We start from the raw sequence: 18,794 nt of genomic DNA on the forward strand, positions 1-18,794 counted from the left end.
CCCCACTTTCATTCCATCTCATTCATGGTCATCTAAGAAATCTTTACTAAAGCTTGTTTGTGATTGATAGGACGAACGTTTCCCTAAATCTACACCACGTTTGATAATCCCCTTGCCAAACCGTCCCTCCATTTCATCGACAAGCTTGAGAATTGGTTCATCTTTCGCATGCTCTTGAAAATCAAAAATCGATAATTGCTGTGAATAATCTTTTCGATCCACCACATTGGAAACTGTTACACCTAGTAATCTTACAGGAGATTCATCCCAATGCTTATCAAATAATGTACAAGCAATGTCGTAAATTTCTTCATAACGATAAAGGACATTGGACATTGTTTTTGAACGCGTATGATTATGCCAATCAGCATCACGAATTTGGATGCTCACAGTGGAACCCGCTAAGCGCTTGGCATCAAGACGCTCCACCACTTTCTTACACAGACCTTCAATCGTTTTATGAAGTGTACGAACATCTGTTACATCTTCTGGTAATGTTGTTGAATTCCCAACGCTTTTCGTATCAAAGATTGCCTCTGGATCAACCATGCGCTGATCCACACCATTTGCTCTTGCTCGAAGTCGTACCCCATTCTTTCCTAAGATTTGCTTCATTTTAAATTCTTCTGTCTTAGCTAAATCACCTATCGTAAATATGCCTTGTGCATTTAATTTTTTAGCTGTACTTGCTCCAATCCCATGCATACTGACAACCTCACGATGCCACAACTGATGTTCAATATCCCGTATTCGTAGTACAGTAATCCCCATCGGTTTCTTCATATCAGAAGCTGTTTTTGCTAAAAATTTATTCGGTGCAATACCGATGGAACAAGGTAAATCCAGCTCAGCTAAAATGCGCGCTTGTATTTCCTGGGCAATACTTAAGGCATGTCGTTCCTTGCTTAACTCAGTCACATCCAAGTAGCCCTCATCAATCGAAACAGGCTCTACTAATGGTGTATAGCTTCGAAGAATGGTGAACATTTCTTTAGATGCTTGACGATACTTTTGAAAATCTGGAGGTAATAACAATAGCTCAGGGCATTTTCGCTTCGCTTCATGAACAGTCATAGTTGTATAAATGCCTAGCGCCCTTGCTTCATATGAACAAGTTACTAAAATGCCACGCCGCTCCTTTGGGTTCCCTGCAATCGCGATTGGCTTCCCCTTTAAACTTGGATCATGCGCTTGCTCCACCGAAGCATAGAAACTATTCATATCCACATGTAAAATAACGCGCCCTTTATGTGTCATGTACATCACCTCTATCCTATCTTAGCTTTATTATACCTTTCATCCCCTTTAATCAACAAATGCGTAATCACCATTACTTTCGAGTAAGTCCTTTAAAATCATTAACGCTTGCTCAAGCTGAGATTCTGGCGCCGCAATGGCTAAACGAACGGCATTGACAGGCTTTGCATTCCCTACAGCAAAGCGTTCTGCTGCATAAACTTGTACACCAGCTTTCGAAGCCAGCAATTCAAATTGAACACCCGTAAACTTGTCTGGCAATTGTAGCCACCTAAAAATACATTCCTCCTCCCCTAAAATGTGATAATCCCCTAAATACTGATCGACAAGTGCATTTTGCTGTTTGGCATATGCTCGGTGTTTTTCTAATATCGTTTGGGCCACTCCCTCATGGATTAACCTTGCTGCAAGCTCCAACATGATAGGAGAAACGGAAATATTAATATTATAGAGCGTTTCCATTATTTTTTTCCGAAGCGCAGGAGGTGTCACAAGGAAGGATAATCGTAAACCAGGTGAAAGCGTTTTAGATAGGCTAGCAATGTAAATTACCTTATCAGGTGCATAAGAAGCAATCGGAGCAAGCGGCTGCTCCTTGAGAAAGCTATAGATAGCATCCTCAATCACCAGCAAATCCTTCTGTCTTGCCACGTCTGCAATCATTTTTCTTGTTTCCACTGACATCGTATGAGTCGTTGGGTTATGAAAATCAGGGATCACATAAATTCCTTTGATATGCTCATTTTTACAAGCATACAGTAACCCTTCTTTTGTCATTTCACCCTGACATTGCTGGATAGCTACAAGCTGGATACCGAGCATATTTGCAGCTGTTTTAATGCCGGCATAGGTAATCGGATCTGTACCAATGCGGTCGCCTGGCTGAAATAAAGCAGCGAGGGTTCCCACAATGGCATTTTGTCCACCCGCTCCTAGAAGAATAGGCTGATCTGTTTGAAAATTCACCAATTCGAGAAGCTTCATCACGGCTTCATTTTGCCATGCATTGGCCTCAGGTCTGCCATATTGAAATAGCATGCTAAAACTAGGTTCGTTCATCATCTTTTTCATAAAGCGTGTAATGTCTTCATTCACAAAATTATCTGGTAGAACAGAGCCCATTTCAATGATAGGTGTGGCATGGTTAGTTGGTAGTAACATTTTATTGCTAGCCGCATCTGTTGAAACAAATGTACCACTGCCAATCGAGGCATAGATTAATCCTTTTTGACCACAAAGCTTAAAGGCTCGCGTAATCGTACTCAAATTCACATCTAAAAAATCAGCTAATTCGCGTTGTGGTGGCAATTTTGTGCCAGGTACTAGCTTTCCATCCTTGATATCTTGCTCAAGCTGATGTGCAATGGCTATATATAATGGAGCAGAAATATTGCTAATATCCGGCTTCCAACTCATTGGATACTCGTCAAATGAATTAATAGGCATTCACTAGGCCCTTCTTTCTCTTAATTTGCATACAATAGTTTAATTGTCTTGCATACAATGATAATATTGTATGCACACGATGACAATGATATAATTTTTAAAAAATCAGAAAAAAAGGACCGATTATTATGCAATATTCTGAAAGAATCTTAAAAACACCATCCTCATTTATTCGAAATATTTTGAAAGTAACAGATGCGGAGGACGTTATTTCCTTTGCAGGTGGGCTTCCAAACCCCATCTCTTTCCCTATTGATGCATTGAGAGCATCCGTAGACCATGCCATTACGGTAAATGGCAGCAAACTATTTCAATATTCGTCAACACAGGGTTATGCACCATTGCGTGAATATATTGCCGCGAAATATCAACGTGTGCATGGACTTGATGTACATGCTGATGATGTCTTTATTACAACAGGCTCACAGCAAGCACTTGAACTTATTGGTAAAGTACTTATCAATAAAGGCGATGGCATTATCATCGAAGAGCCAGGTTACCTCGGAGCCATTCAAGCCTTTACTTTAGCGGAGCCAACTTTCCATGGGGTTACACTTGAAAACGATGGTCTTAATCTAGAAGAGTTAGAGCGTGCCCTACAACAACCAAATGTAAAATTCATTTATACGGTGCCAAACTTCCAAAATCCAACAGGGCTCACATATTCGAAAGAAAAGCGTGAACAAATTTATGAAATAGTGGCAAAATACGATGTTGCTTTAATTGAGGATGATCCATATGGAGAGCTACGTTTCCAAGGAGAGCCGCTTCCATATATCGGTGCTGGTAAATTAGAAAATAGTATTTTACTAGGTTCTTTCTCTAAAACGGTCACACCTGGCATGCGTCTTGGCTTTATCATCACGAAAAACAAAGAGCTTTTACAGCATATTGAAACAGCGAAGCAAGCGTCAGATCTTCATACAAATATTTTTTCGCAATATGTCATCTACGATTATTTAGCAAGTAATGATTACGCGGAACATGTAAAGAAAATTATCGCTTTATATAAAAATCAATCAGATGCGATGCTAAATGCGATGCAAGAGTTTTTCCCTGCCCATGTTGAATATACACGACCTGAGGGTGGAATGTTCATATGGGCAACAATGAAGGACGGTACGCCAGCCCTTGATCTTTTCCATAAAGCAATGGAACAAAAGGTTGCCTTTGTGCCTGGTGACCCATTCTATACATCAAAAACGAATGTGAATACAATGCGCCTAAACTATACAAATGCTACACCTGAAGTGATCCGCGAGGGGATTAAACGTTTAGCTAGTATTTTATAAAAATAGCAGCCGTATAAACGCTTTATAGAAGCGCTTATACGGCATATTGTTGAAAAAAGATGATGTCAACGGCAGAAAAAGCAACTTTGCAAGGTGAGAGGTTGATTTCCGTTCCGCCAGCGTCCTTTCCAGGGGGCGTTCGATGAGCCTCTCCACTCCAATCAAGCATTCTGCAAAGTGTATTTACTTTTTTTCATAGTAGCATAGCGATCAAATTGCCCATTATCTATATTCTTAGAGGGGATAAGCTCTTATTTTCAATGTGGAGAAGTGATGCGTGACAACACCCTTCCATAAAGAGTAGTGGACACCTTCACTTTATCTAAAAACCTTTGCTAAAAAGTCAGTGGGTTGAAGTGGAGGGCTACTTGACTCCCGTGGGATAGCGAGACAGGCGAAGCCCTGCACGGAGCGGTAGCGGAGGAAGCGATTCGGCGCTCGCTCACAGGAAAGCAAGTAGCCTGCAACGGAAATTCATTTCTATCTTTCAATTGACTGTTTTGTTTTTCAACACTAAGCCGTATAAACGCTTTATAAAAGCGCTTATACGGGTTTTTAACGTGGGTAGTAAATAGACATACTAAGCCGTGTTACTGTACTACCTGGATTGCTATATGTGTGTGGACGGTCTGCCTTAAATCGGATGGCATCCCCACTTGTCAATCGATAATCCTGATCCTGTATACGAATGAGTAATTCTCCCTCGAAAACGGTTAGATATTCCTCCGTTCCTTCTCGATGTGCCTCAGCATCTAACGTCCCATTTTGTTTGATTTCGATTGTATAAATTTCAAAGCGACTATCCTTTTGGAATGGAAAATGAGGGTAAACAATATATTGGCCATGATCCTCCTTCAATACTTGAATATCTTTACCGCGAATAACCTCCGTCTCAGGTTGTGGATGATGAATAAGCTCTGTAAAGGAAACCTTTAATCCATTTGCAATTTTCCAAATCGTTGTCAAAGTTGGACTGGATTCTCCCCTTTCAATTTGACCAATCATCGTTTTACTCACGCCACTAAGCTGCGAAACCTTCTCTAAGCTTAACTTTTCCCTTTCTCGAATTGCCTTTAAATTTCTTGCAAAGACTAGATGAATTTCTTCCATCCAAGAGCCCTCCTTATATGTACAATATAGCGTACATTTCGTATAATAAAATGACCGACGTTATACTGTCTATTTCGGACATTATATCATACAACTTGAAAGAGGTGATTGATTTGCCTGTATTTTCCTTTTTACTATTTATCATCATTACAAGTTTTACACCTGGCCCTAATAATTTTATGGCGATGGTTTTTGCTAAACAATATGGCTTATCGAAAACGATTCCATTCTGTTTAGGCGTAGGGATTGGTTTTTTCATCATTATTGGTCTGAGTAGCTTTTTTAACACGGTCATGTTAAACATCTTGCCTGCCATTAAATTACCCTTAACCATATTTGGTGTAGGCTATATGCTGTACCTGGCTTATAAAATTTTAACAAGCAAAGAATTAGAGGATCACGACAACGAAGAAGAAAAACGAAACCTATTTTTTGTAGGCACGTTCGTTCAATTTATTAACCCAAAAGGTATTTTATTTGGTCTTACTGTTGTCGCAACTTACATCCTACCCTACTACTCATCCTACATAAGCTATCTCCTTTTCTCTTTATTTTTAGCTCTAGTAGGTGTAATCAGTACATTTAGTTGGGCGTTATGTGGCTCCGTTTTTCAAAAGGTTCTACAGCAATATCGACAACCGTTTAACATCATCATGGCACTTTTATTACTGTACAGTGCTGTTTCGATTGTTGTACATTAAAAAAACAGCCCTCTGTCGGTAGAGGGCTGCTTCGTCAGCAACTTATTTTGTATACGTTAAAACGGCATTTTTCTTGAATTTTGCTAAAGCTTCTGTTGCCTCATTTTTGTTCGTATACTCAAAAACTCGAACATCCTTCTTATCAAAAACTGTAATAACCCACATATGAAAAGCTCCCTTCATTCATTATTTTTGTAATATAACAACTACCAAAATTTATGCTACGTCTCGTCAACTGTTTTATAACAATTCCTTACTTGATACTTATTTTACGCTGATTTTTTCAAAAAGAAAGCTTTATGTGAAGGTCTTCACAAACTGTTCAATTTCAAAACGCTTTCATTGAACAATTTGTGAAAACCTTGATTTTATAGGTATATAAACAGCCAGTGATGTCAGGCCTATCCGTTACTTTTTAATTTTTATCCACTATTTTTCGCTGCCTAACCACCACTTTTCAATTTCTATCCGCTTACAGCAAAAAACCGTACAAAAGTACGGTTTTGCTGTAGTAGTAGATTTTTATTTCATAAGCTTAACATAATACTTCTTCTTGCTTTTGCGTTAATTCAATCTCGAAACCTAAATCCTCCAACATGCGATAGTCACTATTCGCTTCTTGTCCTGCTGTTGTTAAATAATCGCCTACAAAAATACTATTAGCAGCATAGAGACCAAGTGGCTGAAGCGAGCCTAAATTGATTTCACGACCACCCGAAATACGGATTTCCTTTGTAGGATTGAGGTAGCGGAATAACGCTAAAACCTTTAAACAATAGCGTGGGTTTAAGTCCTTTGTTCCTTCTAGCTTTGTCCCATCAATTGCATTTAAAAAGTTTACAGGAATAGAATCCGCGTCTAATTGATGGAGGGCGCGCGCTATATTGACCACATCCTCCTTCGTTTCCTTCATCCCAATAATGGCACCAGAGCAAGGTGATATTCCATGCTTTTTCACGATCTCCACCGTATTGACACGATCCTCATATGTATGTGAGGTCGTGATGAAGGAATGATGACGTTCAGATGTATTTAAATTATGATTGTAACGATCCACCCCCGCTTCCTTTAATTGCTGTGCCTGTTCTTCTTTTAATAAGCCAAGACAGGCACAAACCTTCAAGCCATATTTTTCTTTAATTTCAGTAACTGCCTCACTCACGACATTGACATCCTTACGTGTTGGCCCACGACCACTGGCTACAATACAATATGTCCCAATCTTATTGTCAAACGCTCGTTTGGCACCTGCTAAAATTTCCTCTTTTGTAATAAAGGGATATTTTTCAATAGGAGCCGTTGATTTAGAGGACTGGGAGCAATAGCCACAATCCTCCGGGCAATAACCGCTTTTGGCGTTCATAATCATATTCAATTTTACTTTTTTCCCATAATAATGCCGACGAATCGTAAAAGCACCATCCATAAGCTGTAATAGCGCATCATCCTCGCTATTTAATATGGCAAGTGCCTCTTCATTGCTAATGATTTTGCCAGCAATTACTTCTTGAGCTAGTTGGTAATAATTCATATTACATTCTCCCTCTCTACGCGTGAAAATTTCACATTTCTTGCCGACTGAAATACTTTATACAATCGCTCAGCTAATAGCGCTGATGTGATAGCTAAGCAAAAATCAGCGATAATACTACTTAAAAAGCCGACAACCAAAACATGTGACCAGCTTGATTTCATATCTAACCAGAAATTCAATGCTACATATAAATAAGGAACGGCCACAGCATAAATAATGACCAGCCCTATAATCGTTACCGCAATAAAATGCTTTTTCGTTGGTGTCTCTATCCTTTCAATGATGAACCCAATTACATAGGCTGCTATGGCAAAGCCAATCAGATAACCAAATGTTGGCTGTAAGACATACGTGATACCACCACCCTGTGTAAAAACAGGCAATCCTACTAAGCCCACACCGATATAGACAAGTTGACTATAAAAACCATTCCGACTACCCAACAAACATCCTGCTAAAAATACAAAAACAATTTGTAATGTAAAAGGTACGACAGGCAATGGGATTTTAATAAACGCTCCGATCGCTGTTAGAGCAGCAAACATGGCGATCATGACAAGTGCTAATGTCTGATGACGCTTAACCAACCTGAGCCCCCCCTGTCCTGGAAAAATTGTTCGATTGTCTCTTTCGTTGTCTGAATCATAAATGCCATTTCCTCTTCAGAAATAATATAAGGTGGCATAAAATACAAAACATTGCCGAGCGGTCTGATTAGTAAGCCTTTTGTTAAAGCCCGTTGATAAATTTGATAACCGATACGTTCCTCACTAGCGAACGCTTCCTTTGTCCATTGATTCGCTACAAGTTCAATCGCTCCCACTAAACCAACTTGCCGGTATTCACCCACATAAGGCATATTACGAAAAGCTTCTATGGCTAACGCTCGCATGCGTTGTCCCTTGTGCTGAATCATCTCCATCACTTGTTCCTCTTCAAACATCGTTAACACTTCAAGTGCCACACGACAGGCTAATGTATTGCCTGAATAGCTATGCGAATGTAAAAAAGCCTTCATTGTTCCGTAATCATCATAAAAAGCTTGATAGATTTGCTCTGTTGTTAAGACAACAGATAATGGTAAATAACCGCCTGTTAGCCCCTTGGATAAGCACATAAAATCTGGTGTGATGTCCGCTTGTTCACAGGCAAACAATGTGCCGGTCCGACCAAAACCTACAGCAATTTCATCTGCAATGAAGTGCACATCATAGTGTGAGCACAATGCTCGTAAGCGCTGTAAATAGACAGGTGGATACATTTTCATACCTGCAGCAGCCTGAATTAATGGTTCGATAATAACTGCTGTAATTTCCTCATGATGAGCTTGCAGCTGTTCCTCGATAAATTGACTACATGGCGCATTACAGCTTGCTGGGTCTTCCTGAAATGGGCAGCGGAAGCAATCTGGCCCTTTGGCACGAACCGTATCTAATAACAGAGGCTGGTATACTTCATTGTAAAGGTCTACCCCTCCTACCGATAAAGCACCAATGGTTTCTCCATGATAGGCATCTGTCAGGGCGAGGAAGCGCTTTTTCGCTGGTTTCCCTGTCTGCATATGGTATTGAAAGCTCATTTTCAGCGCGACTTCAATGGCAGATGAGCCATTATCGGCAAAAAAGACTTTATGTAATCCCTTAGGTGCTAACGCTGTTAATTTTTCAGCTAACTGTATGGCTGGTTCATGTGTAAAATTAGCAAAAATCGTATGCTCTAATGTAAATGCTTGCTCACTTAAAGCTTGGCTAATGCGCGGATTGGCATGGCCAAATAAATTAACCCACCAAGATGATACAGCATCCAAATAACGCTGATCATGCTCATCATAAAGCCATACGCCCTGCCCCTTTTTTATGACGATTGGTGGAAATGCTTCATAGTCCTTCATTTGCGAGCATGGATGCCAAACATGACGTAAATCTCTTACCTGTAAATCAGTTAATGCTTGTTTCATAGTTAAAAAGCCTTTCAAACAGTGTGGTATGTGTGATGGCATAATCCATTAGCTGTGATAGATCCTGTAGCTGTGGAATAATCGCATAGGGCACAGGATGGTACTGTAAAATTGTTTTTATATTATCTTGTTCCATGCTGCTGCCCGTGTCTCCATTAAACACTATGCCAAGAATGTCGATTTGACGAGAGCGCAAAGCCTCCATTGTTAACAATGTGTGATTGATCGTCCCAAGGGAAGTCCTTGTGACAAGCACTACTGGCAGCTTGCTACTGACGATGACATCAAGCAGTGTCATACCATTTGGAGCAGTAAATGGAACAAAGAGCCCACCCGCTCCCTCACATATCACGACATCATAGGATGCTTGTAATAATTGAATACGCAATAATAGCTCTTTGACATCAATTTGCTGCCCCTCCAGTTGCGCAGCAAAATGTGGTGATGCAGCTTCTCTAAATGAATAGCTATTGAGGTGCTCTTGTTGAAGCTTTTGTAAGGAATACTTTTCATACATGGCTGTATCGTGATAATAGCCACGACCATTTTCGTATAGCTCTCCTGTTTGCACAGGCTTGTATGGTGAAACTTTCAAACCTTGTTTTTGTAAATGACACATCAACATTGTGGTGACAATTGTTTTCCCAACATCCGTATCTGTACCGACAACCCAAAAATGTTGCATTGTTAACCTCCCCCTTTTTAAGTTAACCATTAACACTATTTAAGTTAACACATATATTTTTGTTTTGTAAATGCTATTTCTATATTTTTCTGAATACACTATTTTTCTTAATAAAAACAGCAAATTATGTATTAAAATAAGAAAACACTAAACTCCCACCATTTATGGCAAGAATCTAGCGTTCCTTAATAGTCATTCTATTAATCTCTCAAAAATGATTTCATAGTCTGTTGGTTTTCCATGTCCATTATAGGCAATCGGCAATACTTGCACTAAACGCCAACCTTGCTTAGCGTATTCTTCGATTGTTTGCTGATGTGTAGCTTCCTGAAAAAAGCTACCTAAATGTGTTTGTACAAATTTATATTCATACATTGACTCACCCCCTTGTAAATCTTTACGTAACTACTTAGGCAAGGTTTCAATAATTAGTCAGTTCTCCCTATCGATTATTATGAAGATTTTAAAGGATTTTAAACTTCACTCGTAGTATTAAACTACATGGGGGTGGTAGTATGTTTGGCATTTTTAAAGAACCAGAAAAGATCATCGATACATATGAACAAGTACATTCAATTTTAAAAGCATTACTTACCTATGAACTAAGAGAATTACCGCATCGTTATGAATTTTGGTATCGTGTGGCCATTCTTCAGGAGGAGTTTCGCACATTACAAGCAGAGCATCGAGCAAAAATTTCCATGACTTCTGCGGTAGGACGTTTTCATCAAATACAATATGAAACGATGACACAAAAATTAGCAAAGTTTGAGCGCCTCTCCGATATTTATAAACTGTTTTGTATTGAAGAAGAACGAGAGGTATTAAACCATCGGCTCTCTTTTCATCAAGAAGATATTGCTGCTATCTATGATCATATTCAGCATAAAGAGCTTTATACTTACAGTGATGCTGTTCAACAGCAATTTTGGGCGGCCATCCGTGATGATCTACTCAATGCTATCGCACACCTCGATTAATTTCTTGGAGACTTCATTTTCTAGTGGGAAATTGAAGTCTTTGTTCATTTATAGCAAACCCACATGATTACTTTGACCTACGGATGATTGCAGATTTTAAAATCAAGCAAGTCCTAAGCCTTCTCTTTCCCATCCTAGACAAAAGTTGGTATATTTAAAAGAGGAAGGTGATTGATAGATATGTCGAACGAGAAAATTTTAATAGTGGAAGATGATATAGATATTATGGAGGTTTTATCGCTTACGCTAGCTAATGCTAACTATAGCGTAGTAAAGGCATCCACTCTATCCAGTGGCTGGCATCTCGCTGTCACGCAACAACCTGATTTAATCTTGTTAGATGTTAATTTACCAGATGGTACAGGCTTCGAGTTAGCCAAAAAAATCCGTGATGTGTCGGATGCCATTATCATTTTTGTGACCGTCAATCATCTAATCGAACAGAAGCTTGAGGGCTTTGAGGTTGGTGCAGATGATTATATGACAAAGCCATTTATTCCAAAAGAATTATTGGCCCGTATCCAAGCAAATTTAAAAAGAAGAAACCCATCAAAAAAAAGTAATATTGTACATATTGATAATTTGTCCATCCATTTAGATGAGAAAAATGTTTATAAGGATGGACAGCTTGTAAATTTATTTACGAAGGAGAAGCTGCTCCTCTTTTTTCTAATTGAGCATGCAAATCAAGTGATTAGTGTTGATCAACTCATTGATCATGTTTGGGGCTATGATGGTGTCACTGATTTGAAAACCGTATCTGTCCATATAAGTACTCTTCGTCGTAAAATTGAAGATATCCCCTCAAAACCGAAATGGATTCAAACAGTGAGAGGTTTTGGCTACCAATTCGTCTATAAAAAAGAGAGTGGTGAGTAGGAAGAAAACGCTCACCACCCCTTGTTAATTTTTCACCAATACCTTAACTAGTGGTAATGTAAAGCTAAATATGCTTCCTTCATTTTCAAGACTTTCAACAAAAATCTCGCCATTGTGCTGGTGAACAATTTGTTTACAGATAGCTAAGCCAATGCCATGTGAATGTGCTTCATGGATGTTAGTTGCTCGATAATAGCTGTCGAAAATAAAGGGAAGATCACTCTCAGCAATACCAATGCCACTATCAGCTATCGAACAAATCAAATGCTTGTCCTCTACATGTATGGACAATTGAATGCCACCACTTGATGTATATTTCATTGCATTGGTCATGATATTTTCAATCACTTGATTGATTCGCGTTTTATCAATCAGTAGCTGAGCTTCTTCCTGACCATAAAAGTGCGCACTGTAGGTTAATCCTGATTGTTTCACTTCATCCTCATAACGGGATGCCATTTGCAGAAATAATTCCTTCGCCTGTACCTCTGTAAAAGAAAATTCTGCTCTACCAGCTTCTAGATTCGCTAAATCAAACAAATCTTGTATTAAGCTATTTAATGCTAGTAGCCGTTCCTTACTTCTTATTAAATATTTCTCTCTGGCCACTGCATCTACGATCACACCCTCTAGCATTAATTCTATATACCCTAAAGTCGAGGTTAACGGGGAGCGTAATTCATGGGAAATACTATGCAAGAGTTTTTTACGTTCCAGTTCATTTTTTTCTAAACGTTCATTCATTTTTGTCAAATGCCGATTCGTCTCATCTAACTCCTTAGTACGTAACTGAACACGTTTTTCTAAATCTCCATATATTTGCGCATTTTCAAAGGAAACAGCAATTTGAGCAGCGATCACTTTCAATAGCTGAACATGAGATGGATGGAAGGCATTCGTCATTAATGTATGCTCAAAATACAATATCGAAATAATTTCATTTTGATGGATAATCGGTAGACAAAGAATAGATTTAGCCGTTGAATAGGAACAATGAGGATGCTGCGTTTTTTGTGCATTGTCGATAATCACATGCTCTTTACTATTAAGAACATAGCGTATAATCGATTGCATATTAGCATTAAAATTCTCCATTCTTTGTTGATCATACATAGTAAATGTTTTTTCCGCAGCTTCCGCCTTTGCTAACACCAATAATTGCTGCTGCTGTTTATGAATAAAATAGCCACTATCTGCTCCTACATGCTTTAACAGAGAAAACAATATTTTATAAAGTAAATCTTCCATACGAATGGCTGTTGCAAAAGATTGCGTCGTCTCAAAAACCGTCATCATATCAAACGTGACTGATTCTCTACTCTGACTCTCCTGTTGACGATGCACTTGATAGTCTCTTGCCCATCTTCTAGCAACTGTTTCGGCTCCCCATGTTTCAATATTTTGAATACCACTTAGTATATAATGTCTTGCCGTTTTCTCTTGCTGTTTTCTGAGATAATTATTTGCCGCTCGCTCATATGCTAGTGCTGTATCCTGGACAAAGCCGTTCATTCTTGCTAATTGTATTGCTCGGTCATAATAGAGCTCAGCGTCTTTGTCGTTGTTGTTGAAACGGCAATTCTCCGCCATTAATAAAGCATAGAGATGCTCATAATTCTCTGAAGAATACATCGCCCATTTCTTAAATTTCTTTAGGCTTTGACGTATGTCAGCTAAAAACAACCTCTGCTCTTGTACCTGACAATTTTGGCGATGCAGAAAATGAAATTGCCACATGGCACGATAAAAATAATAAACTGTGGTGATTGGTAATGTATAGGTTTCCTTACTTAGCTCCTTTAATTCTGTCAGAATCGCTTTCCCTTGCTTTTCATCCCCTAATAAAAATGACATTTGTAAACGTACTGAATAATGCATCATTTTAATAGCAGGCTGATTCTGTATTGTGATGGGATAAGCCCATTGTACAGGATGGTGTGGCGAGCGGAGGATATTCACCCATCTCCCCATTTCGGCTAAAAAGTCAATCGATAAGGTACTTGCATGAACAGAAAATTCCTCTTGTTGTCGTCTAATTTCCTGCTGTAAATCTTCTAGGGAAACACCTTGAATAAGTCGTATCGCGACTATAAAGCAGGATGCTGAGGATACTAAATGATATAAGCCGAGCTCTTGGCTTTTTGCTTGAGCTTCGTTGATGTATTGAATACTGGCTTCATAGGGCTCTGTCCAATGACTGATAAACACACCATACACATAATAGGTATGTCCCTTGATATACATACTTTCTTGCGTATCTGCAACAATGATGGCAAGTTTTCCAAAGCGAGTGGCTTCTTTTATATTGGCAAAACCCGCATTTAAAAGCAGCGCATAGTTAATCAATACCATACCGCTTTTCGATGTAGCACCATACTTCAACTGTAGACGTAGCCCTTTCATCAAAAGAATGCCTGTCAAGTTAGGATTTAATAGGAAAGCACTTGCCGTCATATTAACAATTAAATGAATCAAAATATCAATTTCTTTACTATTCGTTGGGGGATGCTGCAATAAATCTTGGTCAGACATATGTCGCAATGCAAATTTCAACAATAGATACTCTTTTAGAAGCTGTGACTTTTTCGGATATGCGGAAATTTTCACATTTGCAACTTGTAAACCTACCAAGCCTGCTTCTAGGCCGATAGTTGGATTATCAGACTCGATGTATAATACCGTTTTTAAATTGTTAATCATTAGCTTTTCTAACACAGTCTCCGAATGCTGCAAAGCTTCTGTTAAATGCGTTTCCGATTGTTCATAGTGGCCAGTTATATATTCACATTCACCTAAATTAGCATATAATTTAACGGACTGTTCTCTCCTAGTCCCCCAATGATCAGGCGTCAATAGTTCTTTACTGGTTGTAAAAAATTTTAGCGCATTATCAAATAGCCCTATTCTTTTAGCCTCAATACCAAGTTGATAATTCCATATAGCCAACTTTTGCTTTTCTTCCCCAGTCAATAAGTGTCGACTGTAATTGAAATGCATGACGATTTCGCTTAAGCGATCATGATCTGCAACCATTTGAGAGCCCTCTGTTAAAAGCTGGCCAATTTGATAATGCAATTTTGCACGCAATTGACCTGGTAAATCGTGGTAAGCTACTTGTTGAATACGATCGTGGACAAATTGGAATTTCGTCGAAAATGTATGTAAAATCCCTTCATGCTCTAACGTACCCGCCCATTTATAATGGGCATCTAACGGAATAATAAAGCCATTTTCGACAAGTGTTTCCAGGTGTTTTAATAATGCTTGGGCTGATAAGGACACAAGCTTTAAGACATCTGTAAATTCAAAGCGCTGACCGAAACATGCTACAATTCGTAAAATCTCATGGGCTTCTGTTGTTAAATTAGCCATTCTCGTTTCAATAAAGGCAAGTAGCTCGTTATTTAAGCGGGATAAATTAAATTTCTTACGATTAAACTCCCATTCTTTTGTTGTTGCACTAAAATAAATTGTGTTATCTTGCTGGAGTGAACGAAACGCTTCTTTCACAAATAACGGATTCCCTTTGGTCAAATTAAATAATTGCTTGGCAATGACCTGTATGGTATGAGGCTTTGCATTGAAAGACGCCTCCAACCATTGTTGAACATGTTGTTCCTGAAGCAAGGATAAATGGATTTGATGACCGTTAAAAAAATTAGTGGTTCTTTGCTGATTTTCCTCCTCTGTACGGTCCTCATTCACTCGAAATGTACCAATCATCATAAAGTATCCTGCTCGGTGTTGCTCAAAAATTTGGGTCATAATGTCAATCGTACTTTGATTGGCCCAATGCAAATCATCTACAAACCATATAACAGGTTTCTTTTGCATAGCAAATGTTAATAAAATTTTTTGAATCGATATAAACGTATAGGAATGGAGCTGTTTTGTATTTTGGCGAACTTCTTTTTGGAAGCGTACTTCCTCCTTCACAAACCATTTGAGTTCAGGTAATAGATGGATAAGTTCATCTGTCACAACTAATTTAACCTCTTGAAATAATTTCTTCCATAAATGGACAGACTTTTCACCCTCCATATAAATATATTTCAATAAACTCCTTAAAGGATGAATTACAATGGTATAGTCATTTTCTAATTGCAACTGCTCATACTTAGTTGTAATAAAATAGCCCTTTGCAGCCGCAATTTCACCCTTTAGTTCTTGAACTAACTTGGATTTTCCATATCCTGCTTGTCCTGAAATAGTAACCATCTTTTTGTCACCTTTTGCAACCTGACGAAAAATAGAAGAAAGTTCAGCGAATTGCGATTCTCTCCCATAAAGCTTTGTAGACAGTCCCATATTCAGATGCAAATCCTGTTCACCAAGCAGGAAATCTTCAAGTGGTTCGTTTACTAAAAGTTTCTGTTGGATATATAGCAAATCCTCTCTCAAACCAATGGCACTTTGATAACGGTCGGCTGGATTTTTAGCCAATAACTTTTCAATAATTTCCCAAATCAAAGTATGATAACGACTGTCTCTACTCACCAATGCTTCTGGTTTTTTGGTGATGATTTCATAAATCAAATCCACAGCATCCTTTGCTTGAAAAGGTAATTGACCACCCAGTATTTCGTAAAATATGATCCCCAGTGCATATAAATCAGTCCGATAGTCCACCTCTAAATGAAGTCTGCCCGTTTGCTCTGGTGCATAATAGGGAAGCTGCTCTAGTCGTTCATAGGGATTTTCAATCACAACTGGAGATTCTACATCATATTTTGTACTAAATTCAGAGCTTAGTAGCTTTATTTTTAAAGAATTAGGATTGATTAAGATTTGATTAGGATGTAGGTTTAGGTAGAGTAAATCACTTTGTTGCATTTTCATACAAATATTGACAAGGTCAATGGCAATCTGTAGAAATTGATGCAAAGAAATCAAGTTGTTACTGAATTGCTTTAAGGGGACTCCATTAAAGTTTTCATAGATGATCGCATATTGATCATCTATATAATCCATGGCAATCGGCTTTAATAGCCAAGGATTTTGCTCATTCGAAAACAAGGAAAACTCATATTGTAGTTTGGCTCTTGTCTCTGCTGAATTAGGATGAACACTTTTTACCAGTACCAGATTGTTAAATTTCTTCATATACATTCTCTGTAGATGCCAATCTTGACTGGACAGTAAAAGAATACAATCATTCACACACAATCTCTCCTCTTCTTTGCTAGTTGTTTATCATCTTTGTAACCGCTTTATATTTTTGCAATGCTTTCTTTAGATTCATTTGTTTAACTGATAATCCAGCGAAGCTAAAAACCAGGCTATCTAACTTCTTTGTTGTAATATGATAGAGTTCCAATTTTCGGTTTGTACCAATCAGTGGGTTATATTCCTCTTCAAATGAACAGATAGCAGACGCTTTACAATAGTCTGCAATTCTCAATAATTCCTCTTTACTTGTTGTAGTGTCTATTATAATAGGACAGATTTCCTTTACATAGAAAACACCTTCTAGTAACAGGAATGGAATACTTGCTCGCAGATTTTGATCAACTAGAAAGATGGCAGAGGTCTTTGTTTTCGAACCTTTACGTAATTGAAGGATAGCCTTGTTTAATAATCCTCTTAACTTTACTCGTACATTTTCTAACATTACTTGTTCTTTAAGTACATCAAAAATTTGGTATACGGGAATATAAATTTTTGTGATGCATTCGGAAGTTGTATGGAGTTCAATTAGCTTATGATAATATTTCTCCATTAAATGCGCTTCGCCTTTTATTAAATACTCAGAAAATTTTCGGAACAATTGATCTGGTGTTTCCACATAATATGTAATAAGCTTCTCAATCTTAAGTTGAAAATTTACCGGTAAATCAAAAATGGTATTCGTATCTAATCTCCTAACCGTAGGAAGAAGTGGGAACATATTATTGACATGCTCTACTAAAGCATGCGTTCCATCTGACAAAAGGACAATGGACCTTTCTGGATAAATACCAATAAAATCAACAAATTTAGCCAAAAGCTTTTCGTCTAATAAATGCTTTTCTTTATAGATTGTCGCCATTGCTTCGGCAGCACCTATTTCCTGTTTATAGGGACGATTCATCGTGACGGCCGAGTAGATATCAATCAGCTGTAATAGTAACACTTCCTTTGGAATCTCATTTTCTGCTAATCCTTCTGGATATCCCGAGCCATCGATTCGTTCATGATGTAACTTTGCCAAAAAGGCAATGGATTCAAGTCCAATTTCCTTTAATATATCATAGCCAAACTGTGTATGCTTCTGCATCGTAGCAAATTCTTCTACAGTTAGCTTCTCCTCTTTCGATAAAATTTCATAGGGAATATTTAATTTACCAATATCATGAAATAAAAAGCCTAATGCATAATGCTTTAAATGGGAAATACCTTCTTTTTTCGCAAATAAGGTAGCGAGTGTAAATACATCAATCGCATGCATAAAGGTATATTCATCATATTTTTTAAGTGTCAGTAGTAGCCTTCGATAGTTTAGATTCTGCATATACGTTTCAAATAAGTCACGCACAAATACGATATCATCCATATTTTTTAAAGCATGGCCATATCGTCTTTCTGTGCTCAACTCTGCGAGTGCTTGCAGGAATTTAGGCATTTCAATCCATTCACTACATACTAAAGGATTTTGTTGCTGTTGCTCTGTAATAGACTGTATTTGATTGATCCCTTCGTCTGTTGGCACTTCAATATATACATGTTGAACATTGCGGTTTTTTAATAATGTAAGAATACGTGCTGTTAATACACTTCCCTTTTTCATGAGCATACGATTTTCAACATATAAATCTTTCCCTAAAACAAAACCCTCCTGTAAATCATCAATTTTTGTTGGAACTACCTTCAAAATTAACACTCCTCCTATTTTAGTACAATAAAACTATAAAATTCGAAGGTTAAAATTAGGTTAAATAGTATTCATTACTTTTATAAATACGTGAGAAAATATT

The 18,794-nt window shown here is 38.1% G+C and carries 15 protein-coding genes; 4 read left to right on the forward strand and 11 right to left on the reverse strand.

Going from position 1 to position 18,794, the window contains the following annotated elements:
• Positions 1-18: 18 nt before the first annotated feature.
• Complete coding sequence (locus tag JTI58_RS23990) at positions 19-1,257, reverse strand: DNA polymerase IV (RefSeq protein WP_205444193.1); 1,239 nt, start codon at positions 1,255-1,257, stop codon at positions 19-21.
• A 48-nt stretch (positions 1,258-1,305) separates the two neighbouring features.
• The gene (locus tag JTI58_RS23995; RefSeq protein ID WP_205444194.1) at positions 1,306-2,703 is read right to left on the reverse strand and encodes an aminotransferase-like domain-containing protein; all 1,398 of its coding nucleotides are present in this window, start codon (positions 2,701-2,703) and stop codon (positions 1,306-1,308) included.
• A gap of 128 nt (positions 2,704-2,831) precedes the next feature.
• Here JTI58_RS23995 and JTI58_RS24000 point away from each other — a divergent pair, with 128 nt between their 5' ends.
• A complete protein-coding gene (locus JTI58_RS24000; protein ID WP_205444195.1) occupies positions 2,832-3,995 on the forward strand; it encodes an aminotransferase-like domain-containing protein in 1,164 nt (387 codons plus the stop codon).
• 555 nt (positions 3,996-4,550) lie between these two features.
• Here the strand turns inward: JTI58_RS24000 and JTI58_RS24005 are convergent.
• The gene (locus JTI58_RS24005; RefSeq protein ID WP_205444196.1) at positions 4,551-5,105 is read right to left on the reverse strand and encodes a helix-turn-helix domain-containing protein; all 555 of its coding nucleotides are present in this window, start codon (positions 5,103-5,105) and stop codon (positions 4,551-4,553) included.
• Between the two features lie 113 nt (positions 5,106-5,218).
• Between JTI58_RS24005 and JTI58_RS24010 the strand changes: the two genes are divergently transcribed.
• Positions 5,219-5,806: a LysE family transporter gene (locus tag JTI58_RS24010; RefSeq protein WP_205444197.1), complete on the forward strand. Its 588-nt coding sequence runs from the start codon at positions 5,219-5,221 to the stop codon at positions 5,804-5,806.
• A 42-nt stretch (positions 5,807-5,848) separates the two neighbouring features.
• Here JTI58_RS24010 and JTI58_RS25120 read toward each other — a convergent pair whose 3' ends face one another.
• The 6 genes from JTI58_RS25120 to JTI58_RS24035 all read right to left on the reverse strand — a co-directional run bounded on the left by JTI58_RS25120 (position 5,849) and on the right by JTI58_RS24035 (position 10,357).
• Positions 5,849-5,971, reverse strand: a complete 123-nt coding sequence (locus JTI58_RS25120; protein WP_279381295.1) for a hypothetical protein — start codon at positions 5,969-5,971, stop codon at positions 5,849-5,851.
• Between the two features lie 370 nt (positions 5,972-6,341).
• Positions 6,342-7,337 carry a biotin synthase BioB gene (gene bioB, locus JTI58_RS24015; protein WP_205444198.1) on the reverse strand — a complete coding sequence of 332 codons (996 nt, stop codon included), beginning with the start codon at positions 7,335-7,337 and terminating at the stop codon, positions 6,342-6,344.
• Positions 7,334-7,927, reverse strand: coding sequence for a biotin transporter BioY (locus JTI58_RS24020; RefSeq protein ID WP_205444199.1), 594 nt, complete (start codon positions 7,925-7,927; stop codon positions 7,334-7,336). Before JTI58_RS24020 ends, bioB begins: the two co-directional genes overlap by 4 nt.
• Positions 7,903-9,297, reverse strand: a complete 1,395-nt coding sequence (gene bioA, locus JTI58_RS24025; RefSeq protein ID WP_205444200.1) for an adenosylmethionine--8-amino-7-oxononanoate transaminase — start codon at positions 9,295-9,297, stop codon at positions 7,903-7,905. The genes JTI58_RS24020 and bioA overlap by 25 nt, the downstream gene beginning before the upstream one ends.
• The gene (gene bioD / locus JTI58_RS24030; protein ID WP_205444202.1) at positions 9,278-9,982 is read right to left on the reverse strand and encodes a dethiobiotin synthase; all 705 of its coding nucleotides are present in this window, start codon (positions 9,980-9,982) and stop codon (positions 9,278-9,280) included. The genes bioA and bioD overlap by 20 nt, the downstream gene beginning before the upstream one ends.
• Before the next feature lie 192 nt (positions 9,983-10,174).
• Positions 10,175-10,357, reverse strand: a complete 183-nt coding sequence (locus JTI58_RS24035; protein WP_205444204.1) for a DUF4177 domain-containing protein — start codon at positions 10,355-10,357, stop codon at positions 10,175-10,177.
• A 140-nt stretch (positions 10,358-10,497) separates the two neighbouring features.
• On the opposite strand from JTI58_RS24035, the gene JTI58_RS24040 reads away from it, so the two are divergent.
• Positions 10,498-10,962: a hypothetical protein gene (locus JTI58_RS24040; RefSeq protein WP_205444206.1), complete on the forward strand. Its 465-nt coding sequence runs from the start codon at positions 10,498-10,500 to the stop codon at positions 10,960-10,962.
• Positions 10,963-11,142: 180 nt separating this feature from the next.
• Positions 11,143-11,841, forward strand: coding sequence for a response regulator transcription factor (locus JTI58_RS24045; RefSeq protein ID WP_205444207.1), 699 nt, complete (start codon positions 11,143-11,145; stop codon positions 11,839-11,841).
• Between the two features lie 24 nt (positions 11,842-11,865).
• Here JTI58_RS24045 and JTI58_RS24050 read toward each other — a convergent pair whose 3' ends face one another.
• Both JTI58_RS24050 and JTI58_RS24055 read right to left on the reverse strand, forming a co-directional pair.
• Positions 11,866-17,001: an ATP-binding protein gene (locus JTI58_RS24050; RefSeq protein ID WP_205444208.1), complete on the reverse strand. Its 5,136-nt coding sequence runs from the start codon at positions 16,999-17,001 to the stop codon at positions 11,866-11,868.
• A gap of 22 nt (positions 17,002-17,023) precedes the next feature.
• Positions 17,024-18,691, reverse strand: coding sequence for an HD-GYP domain-containing protein (locus tag JTI58_RS24055; protein WP_205444209.1), 1,668 nt, complete (start codon positions 18,689-18,691; stop codon positions 17,024-17,026).
• Positions 18,692-18,794: the final 103 nt, after the last annotated feature.

It is taken from the genome of Lysinibacillus fusiformis (genome assembly GCF_016925635.1).
In the GTDB taxonomy this organism is placed as follows: Bacteria; Bacillota; Bacilli; order Bacillales_A; family Planococcaceae; genus Lysinibacillus; species Lysinibacillus fusiformis_F.